General features: G+C 41.7%; 4 protein-coding genes, 4 tRNA genes and 6 rRNA genes. All 14 read right to left on the bottom strand.

All coding sequences use genetic code 11. From position 1 onward, the window contains the following. Positions 1-16: 16 nt before the first annotated feature. The gene (locus LKF16_RS08170) at positions 17-2,644 is read right to left on the bottom strand and encodes a hypothetical protein (protein ID WP_291470388.1); all 2,628 of its coding nucleotides are present in this window, start codon (positions 2,642-2,644) and stop codon (positions 17-19) included. Positions 2,645-2,929: 285 nt separating this feature from the next. Further along, positions 2,930-3,979, bottom strand: a complete 1,050-nt coding sequence (locus tag LKF16_RS08165) for a hypothetical protein (RefSeq protein WP_291470387.1) — start codon at positions 3,977-3,979, stop codon at positions 2,930-2,932. A 3,495-nt stretch (positions 3,980-7,474) separates the two neighbouring features. After that, positions 7,475-7,591 (bottom strand): 5S ribosomal RNA (rrf, locus tag LKF16_RS08160). Positions 7,592-7,666: 75 nt separating this feature from the next. Next, positions 7,667-10,584 (bottom strand): 23S ribosomal RNA (locus tag LKF16_RS08155). A gap of 137 nt (positions 10,585-10,721) precedes the next feature. Continuing rightward, positions 10,722-10,794, bottom strand: a tRNA-Ala gene (locus tag LKF16_RS08150). Positions 10,795-10,825: 31 nt separating this feature from the next. Further along, positions 10,826-10,900 (bottom strand) — tRNA-Ile (locus LKF16_RS08145). Between the two features lie 85 nt (positions 10,901-10,985). After that, positions 10,986-12,559: ribosomal RNA gene (locus LKF16_RS08140) — 16S ribosomal RNA — on the bottom strand. Together the 16S, 23S and 5S rRNA genes with 2 tRNA genes alongside form the textbook arrangement of a ribosomal RNA operon. A gap of 706 nt (positions 12,560-13,265) precedes the next feature. Then, positions 13,266-14,417, bottom strand: coding sequence for a transposase (locus tag LKF16_RS08135; RefSeq protein WP_291711006.1), 1,152 nt, complete (start codon positions 14,415-14,417; stop codon positions 13,266-13,268). Positions 14,418-14,595: 178 nt separating this feature from the next. Next, a 5S ribosomal RNA gene (gene rrf, locus LKF16_RS08130) occupies positions 14,596-14,712 on the bottom strand. A gap of 75 nt (positions 14,713-14,787) precedes the next feature. Then, positions 14,788-17,705 (bottom strand): 23S ribosomal RNA (locus tag LKF16_RS08125). A gap of 137 nt (positions 17,706-17,842) precedes the next feature. Continuing rightward, positions 17,843-17,915 (bottom strand) — tRNA-Ala (locus LKF16_RS08120). A 31-nt stretch (positions 17,916-17,946) separates the two neighbouring features. Then, positions 17,947-18,021 (bottom strand) — tRNA-Ile (locus LKF16_RS08115). Between the two features lie 85 nt (positions 18,022-18,106). Then, positions 18,107-19,680, bottom strand: a 16S ribosomal RNA gene (locus LKF16_RS08110). Between the two features lie 332 nt (positions 19,681-20,012). Further along, positions 20,013-21,554, bottom strand: coding sequence for an ABC-F family ATP-binding cassette domain-containing protein (locus tag LKF16_RS08105; protein WP_291470358.1), 1,542 nt, complete (start codon positions 21,552-21,554; stop codon positions 20,013-20,015). Positions 21,555-21,616: the final 62 nt, after the last annotated feature.

Raw genomic sequence — 21,616 nt, 5'->3', positions numbered from 1 at the left:
CAGCTAATACGATTGGTTAAATTAAGAATGTATTTAGCAAGTTGAACAACAATAATGGTAAGAACACCAGGTTGAACAATGTCAATTGATTAAATAGTACTAATGGCAATGTGAGCAATGGCATCAAGATATCTGATAACAATCCTGCGCCTAGTGCCAATCCGATTGTAACCAATGGTCTGATAAATAGGTAAACAGGTAATGCTAATAAGTTTAGTCCTAATACTAATAAGTTTAATAATCCAAGTACCAATTTAATTGGTGTAAGGATCAATGCATTTGCGATTGATAATAATGAAATTAGTAATGGTAATAGAGCAAGGACCGGTCCAACAACTGGAATTAATGCTGTTAGAGCTGCGGCGATTCCACTTACTACAGCTGTAATTACTGAAGCTGCTTTTGCCACTCCGGCAATTGCGTTCAATAGTCCTAATACGAATGAAAGTACTAATCTAGCACCTACTTTGAATAGTCCTAAGAAGAATCTGAAGATGTGGATCAATGCTCTGATACTCCACTTAACAATTGTGTTGATCAAGAATTGACCAGCAAGTGGAAGTGAGAATAATGCAATGCCTAATCCGGCTAGCATCAAAGTCATAGCTAATGTGAGAAGATTCCATAGAATCAATCCACCTACAGCTGTTGCAACAAGCAATAAGAAGAAATTCAATACTTGTGCAGCAATGATTAATAGTGGAAGTCCTACGAGGATTGTTCCAGCAGCTAATAGTCTGATAAGTAACTGGAATCCATTTCTCAATAAATCGTTGAATAGTTTAATTCCAAGTAATGTGAAGAATGTTAATGCAGAAACTAAGTTACTTAATAATAATGCAGTTAAGAATCCTAACAATAATGGAATTGAGCTATTAAATAACGTTAATGCGATTGTGTTAAACAATGCAAGTGGAGCTAATAACAAGAATGTTCCGATTCCAGCTAATACAGGGAGTAAGAATGCATTGATCAAACCTAGTCCAAGTTTAGCAAGATCGAATAGACCCTTAAGTAATGCGATTGGCAAACCAATGAATGATAAAGCTAATGCCAAATCGATAGCGCCATTGATTAATGCTTTGGCAAGGGTTGAGAGTAATAAGACATTAAATAATGTCAATTGTACTAAGTGACTCACTGCTCTAATAATCAAGAAGTTGACAACTAAAGGAGCAACGAAGTCGAAGATTGCTAGTGGGATCGAACCAATCAATGTGTTAACTAGACCTAGTCCAACGCCAACAACAGTGTTAAATAGAGTGATTGGAGCTGTTAACAATACAGCACCAATAGTGCTTAATAATAAGTTGTTTAAAAGTTTAATTGGCAAGCTGAGTAACTTAGCACCCAGTAATAATGGAACGCCAATAGCTAGAGCTGGTAAAACAATTGGCAATGAAAGTGCGATTGGAGCACCTAAAATTGCAGGCAATGCTACTGGTAATCCAAGTGTTAATGCTACTGGTAATGTAGCAAGAGCAAGTCCTGTGGCAGGCAAGCCTAATAATAATCCACCTAATAACAATGGAGCACCAAGTACAGGTAGAAGCATAGGCAATAATCCTAAGCCACCAAGACCACCGGCTGCTGCAGGTGCGGCGGTTGCAGCCGTTGTAGCAGCGGTTGTAGCGGCGTTACCTTGGCCGTTTTGTTGTGAAGTGTAATCTTTATATGCTTGTGAATTCTTTAAAATGTCATTATTAACAGAAGGATCAAATTCTCCACTTGTCATGTTCTTACCAAGCGAAATAATGATATTTGGCAATTGTTGTTCGTATTTGTTACCGTTAGGGATAACGCGACCATCAATTGTATAGTATACTGGTCTTCCATCAGAAGTATTGAGGACATAATTGTAGAATTGTCCTACTTTATCATCTTTAGTTGTCTTAGATGATGCATCATTCCAAATAGAAGGAACAGATTTGAGCATTTCAGCTTTTTCGTCATCTGAAGCCCATGGTGTCATCTTGCTGTATGTATCTTGTTTGATGGCATCATAAACAGCTTGACTGTCAGCATCGTTTGAAGTTGTTGAGTTGGTTTGATCACTATTTTGCGCATTTTCTTTTGCTAAATTCAACAAAGTAGTTGGATCAACCTTAGCAACGTCTGGCAATTGCGTAATGTCAGCGCCATTTGTAGGCTTGTCAAGACTGATGGTTGTGTGCTTCAACAATGAAGCAACTGCGTCTGCTGTACTTGCTGTATTATCAGCATTAGGTCCAGCATATTTGCCATCGACATAGTCTTGATAGATGTCTGATCTCTTCAAGGCGTCAATGTCGACAGCCTCATTAAGAGCACCGGGTTCGATACTTGAACCCATAGCTCTCAATAGCTTAGGCATCTGCTGTTGAAGAGCATCAGTACTATCTGGTTGAGCTGTTCCATCAATTGTGACGAACAGATCTCTTCCTGTGGATAGTACAGAGTGGAATCTCCATACTTGTCCTTGTGTGTCGCTATCGGAATCGTTCTTTCCGATATAGTTCCACATACTTGGAAGGTCTTTAGTGATCTCATTGACTTCTTCAGTCGTTGCACCTTGGGCCTTTTGTTGTACGTGTCCATAGATAGCCTCAAATTGAGAGTTATCTTCATAGTTATCTTCATCAGATGCATTTTCTGTGTTATCCAAATCTTGGTCTGATGTTAGATAATTATCCAAGGTAGTCTTTGGTGAAACATAACCTTGGTTTGCAATCTCAATGTAACCTGAATCGTCACTAGCTTGTGTAGCTGGTGCAGTTACTTCTTGAGGTTCAAATGTACTTTGAGCTACTTGTGTTGTTGTAGTAGCTGGTACATTTGTTGTTGGTTGTGTGCTTGTAGTTGCACTGTTGTTTTCATAAGTTGTAGTTTGACTAGGTGCAACAGTTGTAGCTGGTGTTGTAGTTGTTGCAGCAGCTGGTTGTTGTGTAGTCTAACTTTGTGTTGCTTGTGCATCACTAGCAACGTTAGCTGATGTTTGTGTTTCAGTTGTTGCTGGTGTTGTAGTTGTAGCGGCAGTTGTTGTACTGCTGTTAGTTGCTGTAGTTTGTGTGCCATTTGAAGCGGCAACTGCGTTGCTTGCTTCTTGACTTTCATTTGCGGTTGGATCTGAAGTTGCAGTTCCTGTTACTTGAATAGTTGTTCTTGTATTAACTGCATCTTCAGCTTGTGAGAATGATGGATTTACATTTTGGCTATCCGATTGGTTAGCTTGTTGTTGTGTTGTTGTTCCACCATTTTGTGTTGCTTGGTTTTGTTGTACTTGTTGGCTAGTCTGTCCATTTGATGTTGTCGCCTGTGATTCGCCATCGTTTGATGATGCTGATTGTGTTGATGCTTGTTGAGCACCATTTGTTGATTGTTGTGAATTACTGTTTGAATTATTTGCAACCTTTTGTGGTTGATTTGTTTGTTGTTGTTTTTGAGGAGCTCTATAAGTTGAATTGATATTGTTGTTATCAATCTTTATAGATTTACCGGCGAAGGAAGCTGAAGCTTTTGTATCAGCTTTGACATTCTTAGTAGCGATTGCGAATACTTCTTGATAGTTACCACTTGTGGCATCTTTCTTGAAGTTAACGACTAGATCGTTACCTTTTTTGGTAATGTCATATAAGCTGTTGTTGTCTTGAGAAGCCAGCTCTTTGATTTTACTTGTATCAACGTTCTTCTTATTGAACGTGATATCAAGTTTATCACCCTTCTTGATCACATCGTGATTCGATGCCGATATGTTCATCCTCATAATTGGGACGCCCTTTTTCTCGGTCATTGAAAGTCCGACGATGTTATCCGGATTTCTCGTTGTTGTCTTTAACGGAACGCTAGGATCGACATCCTTGACGTTACCTATGTTGTTGTATTGCGCGGCTTGCGCAACCTCCACGGTTGAATAAGCTACTATAGGTGATATCAGCACAATTGCTGAAATCCATGTGATAATTTTTTTAATGAGTGAACCTTCGCCAAATAGTGTACTCATAATGTGAAACTCCCCATAATTGATATGCGCAACATCATCAAATCTAGCTGAACCCCAGTGATCAACTGTATTTGACAGTTTGTAATGTGAATCCCAGTATCCACATACAAAGGTAATACATGTCCGCCGTATAAGTTATGTTTCAATACTAGTTCATAAAAATAATAATATCAAGAGCAATTTGACAATTTTTATCAATTAATACATTGGCTTTTATTTAAATATTAATTAAAACATTGATATTTGTACGTTTATCCAATGATAAAGTAATTTGAAATTCTTTTAAAAAAATCATTCAAAGGCTCTACAACGGCAATCATGTGGTATAACAAAGATTCTCAATGTCTCAATGGATGTCCCATACTAAGCTATAAAACATTCAATAAGTAGCATCATTATTCAAAAAATATGAATTATCTGTCTACTATATGAAGAAGCAACACAAAGAACTGAGAATTACATTGATAAGAAATCATGTTCCTGAAATGAGTAATTTTATTTACCTGATATTAACAACAAGTCCGTTTGGGTCAGAACATATACTCTTGTTTAAAGAATAAAGTCTTTACACCACTATTTTTAATAAATGAATACAAGCAGTGTCATCATTTCAAAGTTTAAACGTATTAGTTCGGTAAAAAAACGAATCAAATATTACAATCAATCGGCTCAACAACGAGGTATTTGGACACACATAATCAAAAAATCACGCGCGTTCTAAGACCACGTTCGTAAATATCTAATCAAGGATAGGCTGAATTGAGAAAACACGACTCATGAATTCAAACGAACTATTCAGGATGATTTTGATATTTAAGAAAGTAATAGCCAATCTGCTTAATAGTACAAAGTGACGAATATCAAAATGAGTCTTTCATCATTTATTGAACAAATATAGAACGTACGGTATTAAAAGTTGATCATATAAAAGGCAAAACATTTCGGTAATGTTTGCAGTAAAAGTATGCAAAGTATTTAACACACTGGTAAGTGGTAAGAGCAGTCAATGTATGTCGATAATCATTTGAACTCTGAATATAGTTCTGTAGCTTATCAACCGCGGTGATAATTTAGTTAAATTTGTTGATCTACTAATGAACAGAGTTTTTACCGCCAAGCCTTTTAAACAGTTAAAGTTGAACAGTAAGAAAGCTGATAAAAATATCTACATTTCATATTGCGCTGAACATTACAATCCATCTTAAACAGACTAAATTCACTGAATTTTTAGTTTAACTGGACACGTTTTTAAGTTAAAAATTGATGTAAAAACAAATCCTAAATTTTGCATAAATGTACCCACTTCTAACTAGGAAAAATGTACTATAAAGATAGAATTTTAAATTAGGAAAATATGGAGCAACTTAGCATTTTAATGAGGCATAACGAAAAGCAAATCATAATGTATCCGTTCCATAAAAGAACTAAGAAACTAAATAGATTATATTTAGGGAACACGTATTAAGTGATCATTTAAAAGCCGGCTTTCGTTTTAAGATGGTTATATCTATATCTAAAATCAACCAAATCGGTTAAATAAGACGTTTTTGCGTGAAACCCATAATTGTAGTCTTAGGTAAAATTTTCATTTAAAATAACAATTTGGACCGTTGCAATAAGCACCTTACTATCAATGTATTAAAAAACACTTCCTCAATTTATCCGGAAGTGTTTTTTTGTTTTGTAAGGAATGAATCAAAGCATGAATTGATATGTTGATTCTTAAACAACATAAGTAGATTAGCAGATCAATAGTGCATAGTTGCAGAACATATATTTAATCAACTCTGAATTGTAAAAGTTATAACACATTTAAAATGATTATGAGTTAATGGATAATTATGTATCAAAGTAAACTTTGTTGCAATGAAGTTTTTAAGCGTTTTGTTTTGAAAGACACATATAGTAGATAAACAAATGAATCACTAATTTTTTCAACTCAATTGAAGGAATCAAACGATAATTAAACTGATATGAAATAAACTTATGTTTAAAAAACTAGCAATCAATATCATCGGATCTATAACTAGACATACATTTAAAACTGAGAAATGTTTTTTCAAAAACAAACTGAATAAAGGAGATGTAAGAATCAATGTTAAAGGACTTCTTAAAATCAAAATTTCAAGTGATTTTGATTCCCTGTTGTTTTGAAATAATCCTGAATAAGTATACTTAGATTTACGAATTTAAAAACAGCCGATAAAAGTGTTAATGTATAACAATCGTATTTTTAGGAATTAATGATATTCAAAACGTATTGATCAATCAAAGTAAACAGTCATTGACTGTATTCAAGTACGAAGCCTTAAAAGTAAAAATTCAAGTCGTGGCATTTTAATAATGAAAGCATGTTATAAAAATTAGAGTAATACAAATCTCACTAATTCAAATCACCCTTTTGCAAACTTCAATCAATTCGATTAGATATAAATCATCATTCAACTCCGATTCATGTTTATTTGAACTCAGAGAATTGAATGCAAGTGTATAAGTATATGTACATCAAAAATCAATATGATTTGATTGTATGATTAGTTAATCATCGAAATCGAATTCTATCCAATTTCGACATGTCTGTTGTACTTATGTTGAATTGTTGAAAACGTTCGTAGCAGGCTTGGTTTTATAATCAAACGTCAATTGCATCTTTTATAATCTAATCACTCACAAGTAACATCATAAAACATGCATTTGCAATTTTAATTCAGAATTCAAGAGTACCTAATATCTCAGATATTCTTTTGTGCACAATTGATTTATTCAGAGACTTTGGTAGATATTTAAGGCTTCATTCAAATACGGATTACTTTTAATAACTAAGTAAAACTATTTCCCGGGAAATTTTGCTGCACTCATCAAATTACCAAGTGACATTTGATTCGACATTTCCCAGGAAATAATTTATTTGCGCGTTTGTTATTATTCATCGTATGTTATTCACAAAAATACAATTATTTGCACCACTAGTTCTACCATTCATTTTGTCCTTTATGCAAAATTATTATCGTTGTCATCATAAGTGTATTTTCAAAGCTACATGTTTTTATACTGTCTCGAACTGCACCTGATCACGAGACTTCTTTTAAAACATGAAATTGTTCTTCCTTCTTGTTTGTATAATCCCCCTTTGATTTCATAAGTATCGCATTGTGCAAGTACGTTTTTTTAATTGACATTTTACTTCCATAGGCAATCTCACATTTAATCAAAATATTCCTTCTTAGGTCAAACCACTCTTATTTATTAACTCAGTTCTTATCAACAGAACTTAAAATTATTATTATTGTCCTAATGCTGAGATGCGTATTCTAAAGACTTGTTCAATGTTTAAGACCACCAATTATATGAATGCGTTAAATTAATGATTACATCAAATTATTCTCCTGTTATCACTGTTCTTAAGCCATTACTTGAATTTAGGAGTGTTAATTTCAACATAAACAGGACAAAAAAGAGAGCAACGAGATCTCTCTCATCGCTCTCTTTCACCTTGCGTGGCAACTACCTATCCTCGCGGGTAGTTTCCCACCAACTACTTTCGGCGTGAAGAAGCTTAACTTCTGTGTTCGGCATGGGAACAGGTGTATCCTTCTTGCTATCGCCACCACACTTTGGTGTTCCCTCGTACCTTCAAAACTAGATATTAATTATAATGATTAAACAAACTCTTACTTACTGCTGACTGCGGTTAAGTCCTCGATCTATTAGTACTGCTCAGCTCCAAGTATCACTACTCTTCCACCCGCAGCCTATCTACGTCATATTCTTTAACGGATCTTACTTCCTTAACGGAATGGGAAATCTCATCTCGAGGGGGGCTTCACACTTAGATGCTTTCAGCGTTTATCCCGTCCATACGTAGCTACCCAGCGATGCTCTTGGCAGAACAACTGGTACACCAGAGGTATGTCCATCCCGGTCCTCTCGTACTAAGGACAGCTCCTCTCAAATTTCCTACGCCCGCGACGGATAGGGACCGAACTGTCTCACGACGTTCTGAACCCAGCTCGCGTACCGCTTTAATGGGCGAACAGCCCAACCCTTGGGACCGACTACAGCCCCAGGATGCGATGAGCCGACATCGAGGTGCCAAACCTCCCCGTCGATGTGAACTCTTGGGGGAGATAAGCCTGTTATCCCCAGGGTAGCTTTTATCCGTTGAGCGATGGCCCTTCCATTCGGTACCACCGGATCACTAACTCCGACTTTCGTCCCTGCTCGACTTGTCAGTCTCGCAGTCAAGCTCGCTTATACGTTTACACTCTGCGAATGATTTCCAACCATTCTGAGCGAACCTTTGAGCGCCTCCGTTACTTTTTAGGAGGCGACCGCCCCAGTCAAACTGCCCACCAGACACTGTCCCTCACCACGATTATTGGTGTAGGTTAGAGCCTTCATATAACAAGGGTAGTATCCCACCAACGCCTCCTTCGAAACTAGCGTTCCGAATTCAATGGCTCCTACCTATCCTGTACATGTCACACAAAAACTCAATATCAAGCTACAGTAAAGCTCCATGGGGTCTTTCCGTCCTGTCGCGGGTAACCCGCATCTTCACGGGTATTATAATTTCACCGAGTCTCTCGTTGAGACAGTGCCCAAATCATTACGCCTTTCGTGCGGGTCGGAACTTACCCGACAAGGAATTTCGCTACCTTAGGACCGTTATAGTTACGGCCGCCGTTTACTGGGGCTTCAATTCTCAGCTTCGCATAAGCTAACTGATCCTCTTAACCTTCCAGCACCGGGCAGGCGTCAGCCCATATACGTCATCTTACGATTTAGCATAGACCTGTGTTTTTGATAAACAGTTGTTTGGGCCTATTCACTGCGGCTGGCTGTTACACCAGCACCCCTTCTCCCGAAGTTACGGGGTCATTTTGCCGAGTTCCTTAACGAGAGTTCACTCGCTGACCTTAGGATTCTCTCCTCGACTACCTGTGTCGGTTTGCGGTACGGGTAGTTTATATCTAACTAGAAACTTTTCTCGGCAGTGTGAGTTATTGTGCTTCGCTACTTAAATTTCGCTCCTCATCACAGATTGTCCTTATAGGTAAAAGCATTTGACTCTTTCCAAGACTTTCTGCTTGAACATACTTTTCCAGCCGTATGCACACATCATCCTCCTGCGTCCTTCCATCGTTCAAACAATATAAACTAGTACAGGAATCTCAACCTGTTTTCCATCGATTACACCTCTCGGTCTCATCTTAGGTCCCGACTAACCCTGGGAGGACGAGCCTTCCCCAGGAAACCTTAGTCTTTCGGCCGATCAGATTCTCACTGATCTTTCGCTACTCATACCGGCATTCTCACTTCTAAGAACTCCACTGCTCCTCACGGTACAGCTTCAATGCTCTTACAACGCTCTCCTACCACGTATCTTACGATACATCCACAGTTTCGGTATCATGCTTAGCCCCGGTACATTTTCGGCGCAGAATCACTCGACTAGTGAGCTATTACGCACTCTTTGAATGAATGGCTGCTTCTAAGCCAACATCCTAGTTGTCTGTGCATTTCCACATCCTTTTCCACTTAGCATGAATTTTGGGACCTTAACTGGTGATCTGGGCTGTTTCCCTTTCGACGATGGATCTTATCACTCACCGTCTGACTCCCGGGTATAGATCTATGGCATTCGGAGTTTATCTGAATTCAGTAACCCAAGACGGGCCCCTAGTCCAAACAGTGCTCTACCTCCACGATCCTTTTCCCCGAGGCTAACCCTAAAGCTATTTCGGAGAGAACCAGCTATCTCCAAGTTCGTTTGGAATTTCACCGCTACCCACACCTCATCCCAGCATTTTTCAACATACATGGGTTCGGTCCTCCAATGCGTTTTACCGCATCTTCAACCTGGACATGGGTAGGTCACTTGGTTTCGGGTCTACATCAACATACTTAGTCGCCCTATTCAGACTCGCTTTCGCTCCGGCTCCGACTCTTCATCTTAACCTTGCATGTTAACGTAACTCGCCGGTTCATTCTACAAAAGGCACGCCATCACCCCTTAACGGGCTTTGACTACTTGTAGGCACACGGTTTCAGGATCTATTTCACTCCCCTTCCGGGGTTCTTTTCACCTTTCCCTCACGGTACTGGTTCACTATCGGTCACTAGGGAGTATTTAGCCTTGGGAGATGGTCCTCCCAGATTCCGACGGGGTTTCTCGTGTCCCGCCGTACTCAGGATACTGATTGGAGTGGTTCGGATTTCATTTACGAGGCTTTCACTCTCTTTGGCTCAGCTTTCCAACTGATTCTACTATCCTTGCCTTTTGTTCTCACTACATCAGTCCTACAACCCCAAAGAGCAAGCTCTCTGGTTTGGGCTGTTCCCGTTTCGCTCGCCGCTACTCAGGGAATCGATTTTTCTTTCTCTTCCTGCAACTACTTAGATGTTTCAGTTCATTGCGTCTTCCTCTTACAAGCTATGTATTCACTTGCAAGTAATCATCCATTACGATGATTGGGTTCCCCCATTCGGAAATCCCCGGATCATAGCTTACTTACAGCTCCCCGAGGCGTATCGTCGTTAGTTACGTCCTTCTTCGGCTCCTAGTGCCTAGGCATCCACCGTGCGCCCTTTATAACTTAACCTTAAATTACAAAGGTAATTCTTTTTTGACAGATTTTACTCTGTCCGCAGTTTTCGGTGTTTCTCTAATTCATTATTTCTTAATATCCAGTTTTCAAGGTACGAGGTGGTGGAAACTTCTGTCAGAAATTTCCACCGATGGAGGTTAACGGGATCGAACCGATGACCTCCTGCTTGCAAAGCAGGTGCTCTCCCAGCTGAGCTAAACCCCCATGGTGCTTTATATTATGTTTTCATTCTTTATGGGCCTAAATGGACTTGAACCATCGACCTCACGCTTATCAGGCGTGCGCTCTAAACCAGCTGAGCTATAGGCCCAATAAGCCTTGTCGAGAGTAGACCTCTCAAAACTAAACAAAGTTTTAACTTGTGTATTCCGTGGTACCTAAGTACCTATCCTTAGAAAGGAGGTGATCCAGCCGCAGGTTCTCCTACGGCTACCTTGTTACGACTTCACCCTAATCATTTGTCCCACCTTAGACGGCTAGCTCCTAAAAGGTTACCCCACCGGCTTTGGGTGTTACAAACTCTCATGGTGTGACGGGCGGTGTGTACAAGGCCCGGGAACGTATTCACCGCGGCATGCTGATCCGCGATTACTAGCGATTCCAGCTTCATGTAGGCGAGTTGCAGCCTACAATCCGAACTGAGATCGGTTTTAAGTGATTTGCTTGCCCTCGCGAGTTCGCAACACGTTGTACCGACCATTGTAGCACGTGTGTAGCCCAGGTCATAAGGGGCATGATGATTTGACGTCGTCCCCACCTTCCTCCGGTTTGTCACCGGCAGTCTCACCAGAGTGCCCAACTTAATGCTGGCAACTGATAATAAGGGTTGCGCTCGTTGCGGGACTTAACCCAACATCTCACGACACGAGCTGACGACAACCATGCACCACCTGTATCCATGTCCCCGAAGGGAAAGACTAATCTCTTAGCTTTTCATGGTATGTCAAGACCTGGTAAGGTTCTTCGCGTTGCTTCGAATTAAACCACATGCTCCACCGCTTGTGCGGGCCCCCGTCAATTCCTTTGAGTTTCAACCTTGCGGTCGTACTCCCCAGGCGGAGTGCTTAATGCGTTAGCTGCAGCACTGAAGGGCGGAAACCCTCCAACACTTAGCACTCATCGTTTACGGCGTGGACTACCAGGGTATCTAATCCTGTTTGCTACCCACGCTTTCGAGCCTCAGCGTCAGTTACAGACCAGAGAGCCGCCTTCGCCACTGGTGTTCTTCCATATATCTACGCATTCCACCGCTACACATGGAGTTCCACTCTCCTCTTCTGCACTCAAGTTTACCGGTTTCCGATGCACTTCCTCGGTTGAGCCGAGGGCTTTCACATCAGACCTAATAAACCGCCTGCACTCGCTTTACGCCCAATAAATCCGGATAACGCTTGCCACCTACGTATTACCGCGGCTGCTGGCACGTAGTTAGCCGTGGCTTTCTGGTTGAATACCGTCAATACATGATCAGTTACTATCACGCATGTTCTTCTTCAACAACAGAGTTTTACGATCCGAAAACCTTCTTCACTCACGCGGCGTTGCTCCATCAGACTTTCGTCCATTGTGGAAGATTCCCTACTGCTGCCTCCCGTAGGAGTTTGGGCCGTGTCTCAGTCCCAATGTGGCCGATTACCCTCTCAGGTCGGCTACGTATCATCGTCTTGGTGAGCCGTTACCTCACCAACTAACTAATACGCCGCGGGTCCATCCTAAAGCGATAGCAGAACCATCTTTCAAACACTCTCCATGTGGAATGTGTTGTTATGCGGTATTAGCACCTGTTTCCAGATGTTATCCCCCACTTTAGGGCAGGTTACCCACGTGTTACTCACCCATCCGCCGCTCACTCAAATGTATCATCACTCAGGTGCAAGCACCTTCATTCAGTTACCAGAGTTCGCTCGACTTGCATGTATTAGGCACGCCGCCAGCGTTCATCCTGAGCCAGGATCAAACTCTCATATTTTGATTGTTTGTGACTCATTTATTATTACTAACGAACTGACTTCGTTATTTATTGCTTTGTTTACCTTAATCTCTTAAGGCCTACACAATTTGCGTTAAAACTTTGTTCAGTTTTCAAAGGTCTACCCACTTGTTAGACATTTATGTGTCTCAACAAGCAACTAGATAATCATAACAACCAAGTTAACTTAAGTCAAGAACTTTTGAAACTTTTTTTCAAAATTCATTTAACAGTTACTCAGAACCCTTACGGGTGTTGCATCACTTGCAACGCTATGTTTCCCACATCAGCAAATGCTCACTACATAATTCTTTGAATCAGAAATCCAAATTCATTATTGGTATACATTACCTACTGGAAATATCTAGATACTTAGTATATATTACGAAATTCCATTTGTCACTATTAAATATTACATTTTCAAAATAAATTCATGACATGCAAGATTTAATGATCAAAAAACATTGTTATACCAGCATTTATTCTCATTTTACTTCATGAAAATTTTTTTTCAAACATCAATACTTCTTTGCAGACTTATACTAGTTGTTCCTTACCCCTATGAATTAAACAGTATAACTCCACTGAAGAAACTGTATCAACAAACGCGTATTTGATGCAATCACTCGACAGATTGATTCAAATCGACATTATTTGCTACCTATGGCTATTAAAAGACAGAACTACTCTGACGATATTGTCATTCTTAACCTTGTTTGCTAGGATCAAAAGTCTGATGCTCTCTAAGCAAGTAATCTAGTACTCGGACGAATTTTCTGGTCGCAAGAGTCAGTGCCCGTCTTCTTGGATTAGTGAGAGCTTTTTGCTTTTGTCTTTCAAAATAATCGGCAAACATCTGATCATGTACTATCAACTGATTTGTCGCTTCAACTAAATACTGATGCAGGTACATGTCTCTTGAATGCGGTCGTGAGGTACTATCTAAATTTACCGAAGATGATCGATTGTTTCCTCCTAGCTTGGCGTAACTTGCAATCTGTGATTCCTTATCAAATCTTTCTACATTTCCGGTTTCGGCAATGATTCCGGCAGCGTATACGTAATCGACTCCTGGCAATGATTTTAAAATATCTACTTCGAATAATGAATTCAGAATATGTTCAATACTGTCATCAAGCTCACGAAGAGTTTTTTGATAAGTCCGAATCGCTTTATAATAGACTGACAAAACGATGTCTAAAGAATTATTGTTTGATTGATCCAAGACATACGCGTGATGCTTAACATCTTTTATCGATCGAGCAAAATTTTTTAAATCAATTGATCCCTCTCCGTGATTGTTGGCATAAGACAGCAACTCATCGATAGACATTTTCATTATCCCTTCGGAGGTCAGGTCTTCCGTTATAATCGCAATGATCCTGGAATTCGACATTAAATCATCAGTTTCAGAAGACTGATTTACTTTGTAAAAGAGATCATTGATAAAACATTTCTTAGCTCTGACCATGGAAAAAACCAAATCGCAGCGTAAGCGAGTCAGTCGCTGCAAGGCTAAATATTTCTCGTTTTGCAAAACGTTTTCCGAGTGTCCATCTGATTTGAGAAGTTCGGCGATGTAGTATGCATCTGACCTAGATCCGCCATCGTTGAATTTGATGATCTCGTTGGAATTGACCCTGACGAGTTCGATCTCATAATCAGAAAGTTCGGTAGAATTTTGGAGTATGACTGCCGGGCTGAATTGATAAAAACGAATAAATTCTTGGCCGACGATGATAGAATCAATCGTTTTGGTACTGCAAAGATTTATGATCTGATCCTTAACTTGATCGACGCCATTTAGATTGCTTGAAAACGAGTCTTGAAAGATGAAGTCGTCACTGTCGGGCGACATAATCGCAACATTCATTTATTGAGCATTGATGCTGATTCCTACAACTAGCAACTAGTTTCATTTGTTTGTCATTTTCGTAAAAATTGATGTTATATCCTAATCATAAGAGTTTATCAATTGAAAAAACAGGACAAAAAAAGAGAGCAACGAGATCTCTCTCATCGCTCTCTTTCACCTTGCGTGGCAACTACCTATCCTCGCGGGTAGTTTCCCACCAACTACTTTCGGCGTGAAGAAGCTTAACTTCTGTGTTCGGCATGGGAACAGGTGTATCCTTCTTGCTATCGCCACCACACTTTGGTGTTCCCTCGTACCTTCAAAACTAGATATTAATTATAATGATTAAACAAACTCTTACTTACTGCTGACTGCGGTTAAGTCCTCGATCTATTAGTACTGCTCAGCTCCAAGTATCACTACTCTTCCACCCGCAGCCTATCTACGTCATATTCTTTAACGGATCTTACTTCCTTAACGGAATGGGAAATCTCATCTCGAGGGGGGCTTCACACTTAGATGCTTTCAGCGTTTATCCCGTCCATACGTAGCTACCCAGCGATGCTCTTGGCAGAACAACTGGTACACCAGAGGTATGTCCATCCCGGTCCTCTCGTACTAAGGACAGCTCCTCTCAAATTTCCTACGCCCGCGACGGATAGGGACCGAACTGTCTCACGACGTTCTGAACCCAGCTCGCGTACCGCTTTAATGGGCGAACAGCCCAACCCTTGGGACCGACTACAGCCCCAGGATGCGATGAGCCGACATCGAGGTGCCAAACCTCCCCGTCGATGTGAACTCTTGGGGGAGATAAGCCTGTTATCCCCAGGGTAGCTTTTATCCGTTGAGCGATGGCCCTTCCATTCGGTACCACCGGATCACTAACTCCGACTTTCGTCCCTGCTCGACTTGTCAGTCTCGCAGTCAAGCTCGCTTATACGTTTACACTCTGCGAATGATTTCCAACCATTCTGAGCGAACCTTTGAGCGCCTCCGTTACTTTTTAGGAGGCGACCGCCCCAGTCAAACTGCCCACCAGACACTGTCCCTCACCACGATTATTGGTGTAGGTTAGAGCCTTCATATAACAAGGGTAGTATCCCACCAACGCCTCCTTCGAAACTAGCGTTCCGAATTCAATGGCTCCTACCTATCCTGTACATGTCACACAAAAACTCAATATCAAGCTACAGTAAAGCTCCATGGGGTCTTTCCGTCCTGTCGCGGGTAACCCGCATCTTCACGGGTATTATAATTTCACCGAGTCTCTCGTTGAGACAGTGCCCAAATCATTACGCCTTTCGTGCGGGTCGGAACTTACCCGACAAGGAATTTCGCTACCTTAGGACCGTTATAGTTACGGCCGCCGTTTACTGGGGCTTCAATTCTCAGCTTCGCATAAGCTAACTGATCCTCTTAACCTTCCAGCACCGGGCAGGCGTCAGCCCATATACGTCATCTTACGATTTAGCATAGACCTGTGTTTTTGATAAACAGTTGTTTGGGCCTATTCACTGCGGCTGGCTGTTACACCAGCACCCCTTCTCCCGAAGTTACGGGGTCATTTTGCCGAGTTCCTTAACGAGAGTTCACTCGCTGACCTTAGGATTCTCTCCTCGACTACCTGTGTCGGTTTGCGGTACGGGTAGTTTATATCTAACTAGAAACTTTTCTCGGCAGTGTGAGTTATTGTGCTTCGCTACTTAAATTTCGCTCCTCATCACAGATTGTCCTTATAGGTAAAAGCATTTGACTCTTTCCAAGACTTTCTGCTTGAACATACTTTTCCAGCCGTATGCACACATCATCCTCCTGCGTCCTTCCATCGTTCAAACAATATAAACTAGTACAGGAATCTCAACCTGTTTTCCATCGATTACACCTCTCGGTCTCATCTTAGGTCCCGACTAACCCTGGGAGGACGAGCCTTCCCCAGGAAACCTTAGTCTTTCGGCCGATCAGATTCTCACTGATCTTTCGCTACTCATACCGGCATTCTCACTTCTAAGAACTCCACTGCTCCTCACGGTACAGCTTCAATGCTCTTACAACGCTCTCCTACCACGTATCTTACGATACATCCACAGTTTCGGTATCATGCTTAGCCCCGGTACATTTTCGGCGCAGAATCACTCGACTAGTGAGCTATTACGCACTCTTTGAATGAATGGCTGCTTCTAAGCCAACATCCTAGTTGTCTGTGCATTTCCACATCCTTTTCCACTTAGCATGAATTTTGGGACCTTAACTGGTGATCTGGGCTGTTTCCCTTTCGACGATGGATCTTATCACTCACCGTCTGACTCCCGGGTATAGATCTATGGCATTCGGAGTTTATCTGAATTCAGTAACCCAAGACGGGCCCCTAGTCCAAACAGTGCTCTACCTCCACGATCCTTTTCCCCGAGGCTAACCCTAAAGCTATTTCGGAGAGAACCAGCTATCTCCAAGTTCGTTTGGAATTTCACCGCTACCCACACCTCATCCCAGCATTTTTCAACATACATGGGTTCGGTCCTCCAATGCGTTTTACCGCATCTTCAACCTGGACATGGGTAGGTCACTTGGTTTCGGGTCTACATCAACATACTTAGTCGCCCTATTCAGACTCGCTTTCGCTCCGGCTCCGACTCTTCATCTTAACCTTGCATGTTAACGTAACTCGCCGGTTCATTCTACAAAAGGCACGCCATCACCCCTTAACGGGCTTTGACTACTTGTAGGCACACGGTTTCAGGATCTATTTCACTCCCCTTCCGGGGTTCTTTTCACCTTTCCCTCACGGTACTGGTTCACTATCGGTCACTAGGGAGTATTTAGCCTTGGGAGATGGTCCTCCCAGATTCCGACGGGGTTTCTCGTGTCCCGCCGTACTCAGGATACTGATTGGAGTGGTTCGGATTTCATTTACGAGGCTTTCACTCTCTTTGGCTCAGCTTTCCAACTGATTCTACTATCCTTGCCTTTTGTTCTCACTACATCAGTCCTACAACCCCAAAGAGCAAGCTCTCTGGTTTGGGCTGTTCCCGTTTCGCTCGCCGCTACTCAGGGAATCGATTTTTCTTTCTCTTCCTGCAACTACTTAGATGTTTCAGTTCATTGCGTCTTCCTCTTACAAGCTATGTATTCACTTGCAAGTAATCATCCATTACGATGATTGGGTTCCCCCATTCGGAAATCCCCGGATCATAGCTTACTTACAGCTCCCCGAGGCGTATCGTCGTTAGTTACGTCCTTCTTCGGCTCCTAGTGCCTAGGCATCCACCGTGCGCCCTTTATAACTTAACCTTAAATTACAAAGGTAATTCTTTTTTGACAGATTTTACTCTGTCCGCAGTTTTCGGTGTTTCTCTAATTCATTATTTCTTAATATCCAGTTTTCAAGGTACGAGGTGGTGGAAACTTCTGTCAGAAATTTCCACCGATGGAGGTTAACGGGATCGAACCGATGACCTCCTGCTTGCAAAGCAGGTGCTCTCCCAGCTGAGCTAAACCCCCATGGTGCTTTATATTATGTTTTCATTCTTTATGGGCCTAAATGGACTTGAACCATCGACCTCACGCTTATCAGGCGTGCGCTCTAAACCAGCTGAGCTATAGGCCCAATAAGCCTTGTCGAGAGTAGACCTCTCAAAACTAAACAAAGTTTTAACTTGTGTATTCCGTGGTACCTAAGTACCTATCCTTAGAAAGGAGGTGATCCAGCCGCAGGTTCTCCTACGGCTACCTTGTTACGACTTCACCCTAATCATTTGTCCCACCTTAGACGGCTAGCTCCTAAAAGGTTACCCCACCGGCTTTGGGTGTTACAAACTCTCATGGTGTGACGGGCGGTGTGTACAAGGCCCGGGAACGTATTCACCGCGGCATGCTGATCCGCGATTACTAGCGATTCCAGCTTCATGTAGGCGAGTTGCAGCCTACAATCCGAACTGAGATCGGTTTTAAGTGATTTGCTTGCCCTCGCGAGTTCGCAACACGTTGTACCGACCATTGTAGCACGTGTGTAGCCCAGGTCATAAGGGGCATGATGATTTGACGTCGTCCCCACCTTCCTCCGGTTTGTCACCGGCAGTCTCACCAGAGTGCCCAACTTAATGCTGGCAACTGATAATAAGGGTTGCGCTCGTTGCGGGACTTAACCCAACATCTCACGACACGAGCTGACGACAACCATGCACCACCTGTATCCATGTCCCCGAAGGGAAAGACTAATCTCTTAGCTTTTCATGGTATGTCAAGACCTGGTAAGGTTCTTCGCGTTGCTTCGAATTAAACCACATGCTCCACCGCTTGTGCGGGCCCCCGTCAATTCCTTTGAGTTTCAACCTTGCGGTCGTACTCCCCAGGCGGAGTGCTTAATGCGTTAGCTGCAGCACTGAAGGGCGGAAACCCTCCAACACTTAGCACTCATCGTTTACGGCGTGGACTACCAGGGTATCTAATCCTGTTTGCTACCCACGCTTTCGAGCCTCAGCGTCAGTTACAGACCAGAGAGCCGCCTTCGCCACTGGTGTTCTTCCATATATCTACGCATTCCACCGCTACACATGGAGTTCCACTCTCCTCTTCTGCACTCAAGTTTACCGGTTTCCGATGCACTTCCTCGGTTGAGCCGAGGGCTTTCACATCAGACCTAATAAACCGCCTGCACTCGCTTTACGCCCAATAAATCCGGATAACGCTTGCCACCTACGTATTACCGCGGCTGCTGGCACGTAGTTAGCCGTGGCTTTCTGGTTGAATACCGTCAATACATGATCAGTTACTATCACGCATGTTCTTCTTCAACAACAGAGTTTTACGATCCGAAAACCTTCTTCACTCACGCGGCGTTGCTCCATCAGACTTTCGTCCATTGTGGAAGATTCCCTACTGCTGCCTCCCGTAGGAGTTTGGGCCGTGTCTCAGTCCCAATGTGGCCGATTACCCTCTCAGGTCGGCTACGTATCATCGTCTTGGTGAGCCGTTACCTCACCAACTAACTAATACGCCGCGGGTCCATCCTAAAGCGATAGCAGAACCATCTTTCAAACACTCTCCATGTGGAATGTGTTGTTATGCGGTATTAGCACCTGTTTCCAGATGTTATCCCCCACTTTAGGGCAGGTTACCCACGTGTTACTCACCCATCCGCCGCTCACTCAAATGTATCATCACTCAGGTGCAAGCACCTTCATTCAGTTACCAGAGTTCGCTCGACTTGCATGTATTAGGCACGCCGCCAGCGTTCATCCTGAGCCAGGATCAAACTCTCATATTTTGATTGTTTGTGACTCATTTATTATTACTAACGAACTGACTTCGTTATTTATTGCTTTGTTTACCTTAATCTCTTAAGGCCTACACAATTTGCGTTAAAACTTTGTTCAGTTTTCAAAGGTCTACCCACTTGTTAAGAACGAAATGCGCTTAACAAGTAACTTAATTACTATATCAAGATATCAACATGATGTCAACAACTTTTTTAAAGTAATTTTTCAAACTCGACTCGCTATCGCTTGTCTCGCTTGACTTCGTTGCCACTCTGTCGCGACAACAAATAATACTATACAAGTTTAATTCGACCTTTGCAAGTACTTTTTTGCAATTAATTTAATTCTTTTTAATTTGCTCAATATCCAGTACTTTATCTATCCAATCGCTACTATAAAAATCCTCCTCATGGGTTACTAAGATCATAGTCCCTGGGTAGTTTCTTAATCCTTTACGTAGCGATGCTTTACTCTCATCATCCAAATGGTTCGTTGGCTCATCCATAAATAGAAAGTTCGTTGGCTCAAACATCAAGTCAGCCAATTTAACTTTAGTCTGCTCCCCACCGGATAGCGATCTAAGTGGCGACATGATTTGTTGGTTAGTGAGTCCAGTTCTAGCTAATAGCTGACGAACTTCTTTGTTATCCGACTCTGGATGGTCTTCACTTACTACCTTAAATGGTGTTTCCAAGTTACTCTTCCACACTAAGTCCTGTTTAAAGTAACCAACCTTAACGACTTCTGAAAAATCAAAGTTACCGGCTTTGGGCTCAATCATCCCTAATAAGGTTTTGATCAAAGTAGACTTACCGATACCATTGAATCCTTTAATGACCATCTTTTCCCCACTTACTAGTGAGAAATTAAGCTCCTGATCAAACAAAGGCTTGTCGTAACCGATTTTTAAGTCATTTACTTCCAATACCATTCGTGAACTTGGAATTTCCTTATATGGGAAATTAAAGCTAGCGATAGTCTTATTACCAGGTGGCGTCAAGACATCCATATGTGAGAGTTGTTTCTCTCTACTCTTAGCACTCTTTGAACGAGAACCAGCTTTAAATTTTCTAATATAAGCTTTCGTCTTAGCGATTTTTTCTTGTTGCTTAGTGTAGGCCTTCATATAGGTTTCTTTATTAGCAGCCTTTTGCTTCATAACTTGTTTCAAGCTACCCGTATACTTAGTGATCTTGCCAAATTCGATGTCAGCAATACAGTTAACGATCTTATCTAAAAAGCCGTAATCATGGGAAATTACGATAAATGCGCCCTCAAAGTTATTGAGATAATCCGATAGCCATTCGATATGGTTAGTATCCAAATAGTTAGTTGGCTCATCCAATAGGATCATGTCAGGACTCTCTAGTAAGATTTTTGCCAAGATGATCTTTGAACGTTGTCCACCTGATAATTTAGAAACATCGTGATCATAACCAATTGCATCTAATCCTAGTCCGGTAGCAACTTGGTCGATCTTAGTATCTATTTCGTAAAAATCATTAGCATCTAACAATTCCTGCAATTTACCAGCTTGTTCCAAGTCGTCATCGTCTGGATCATTCATATAGATCTCAGTCAACTTGTCGTTTGCTTCATATAAATTGGAATAAGCTGTCTTTAGATACTCACGGATAGTCATCCCTTCGGTAAGCTTAGCTTGCTGATCCAAATAGCCAACTGTTAAATGTTTTTGCCAAGTGATCTTTCCTTCATCTGGTTCCAGCTGTCCTGTCAGTATTTTGATGAAGGTACTCTTACCCACACCGTTTTGACCAGTAATACCTAAATGGTCTTCTTTATTAACTTGTAAATTGGCATCATCATACAACCGCTTATCTAAAAATTGTTGCGTGAGATGTTGCACTTCTAAAACACTCATAAAATTTTATCCTCTACATAATAAGAGGCTAAGACAATTCGATTGCCTCAGCCTCAAACATT

The sequence above is a fragment of the Companilactobacillus sp. genome, assembly GCF_022484265.1.
Classification (GTDB): Bacteria; Bacillota; Bacilli; order Lactobacillales; family Lactobacillaceae; genus Companilactobacillus.
This window is presented reverse-complemented; position numbering and strand designations above follow the sequence as displayed.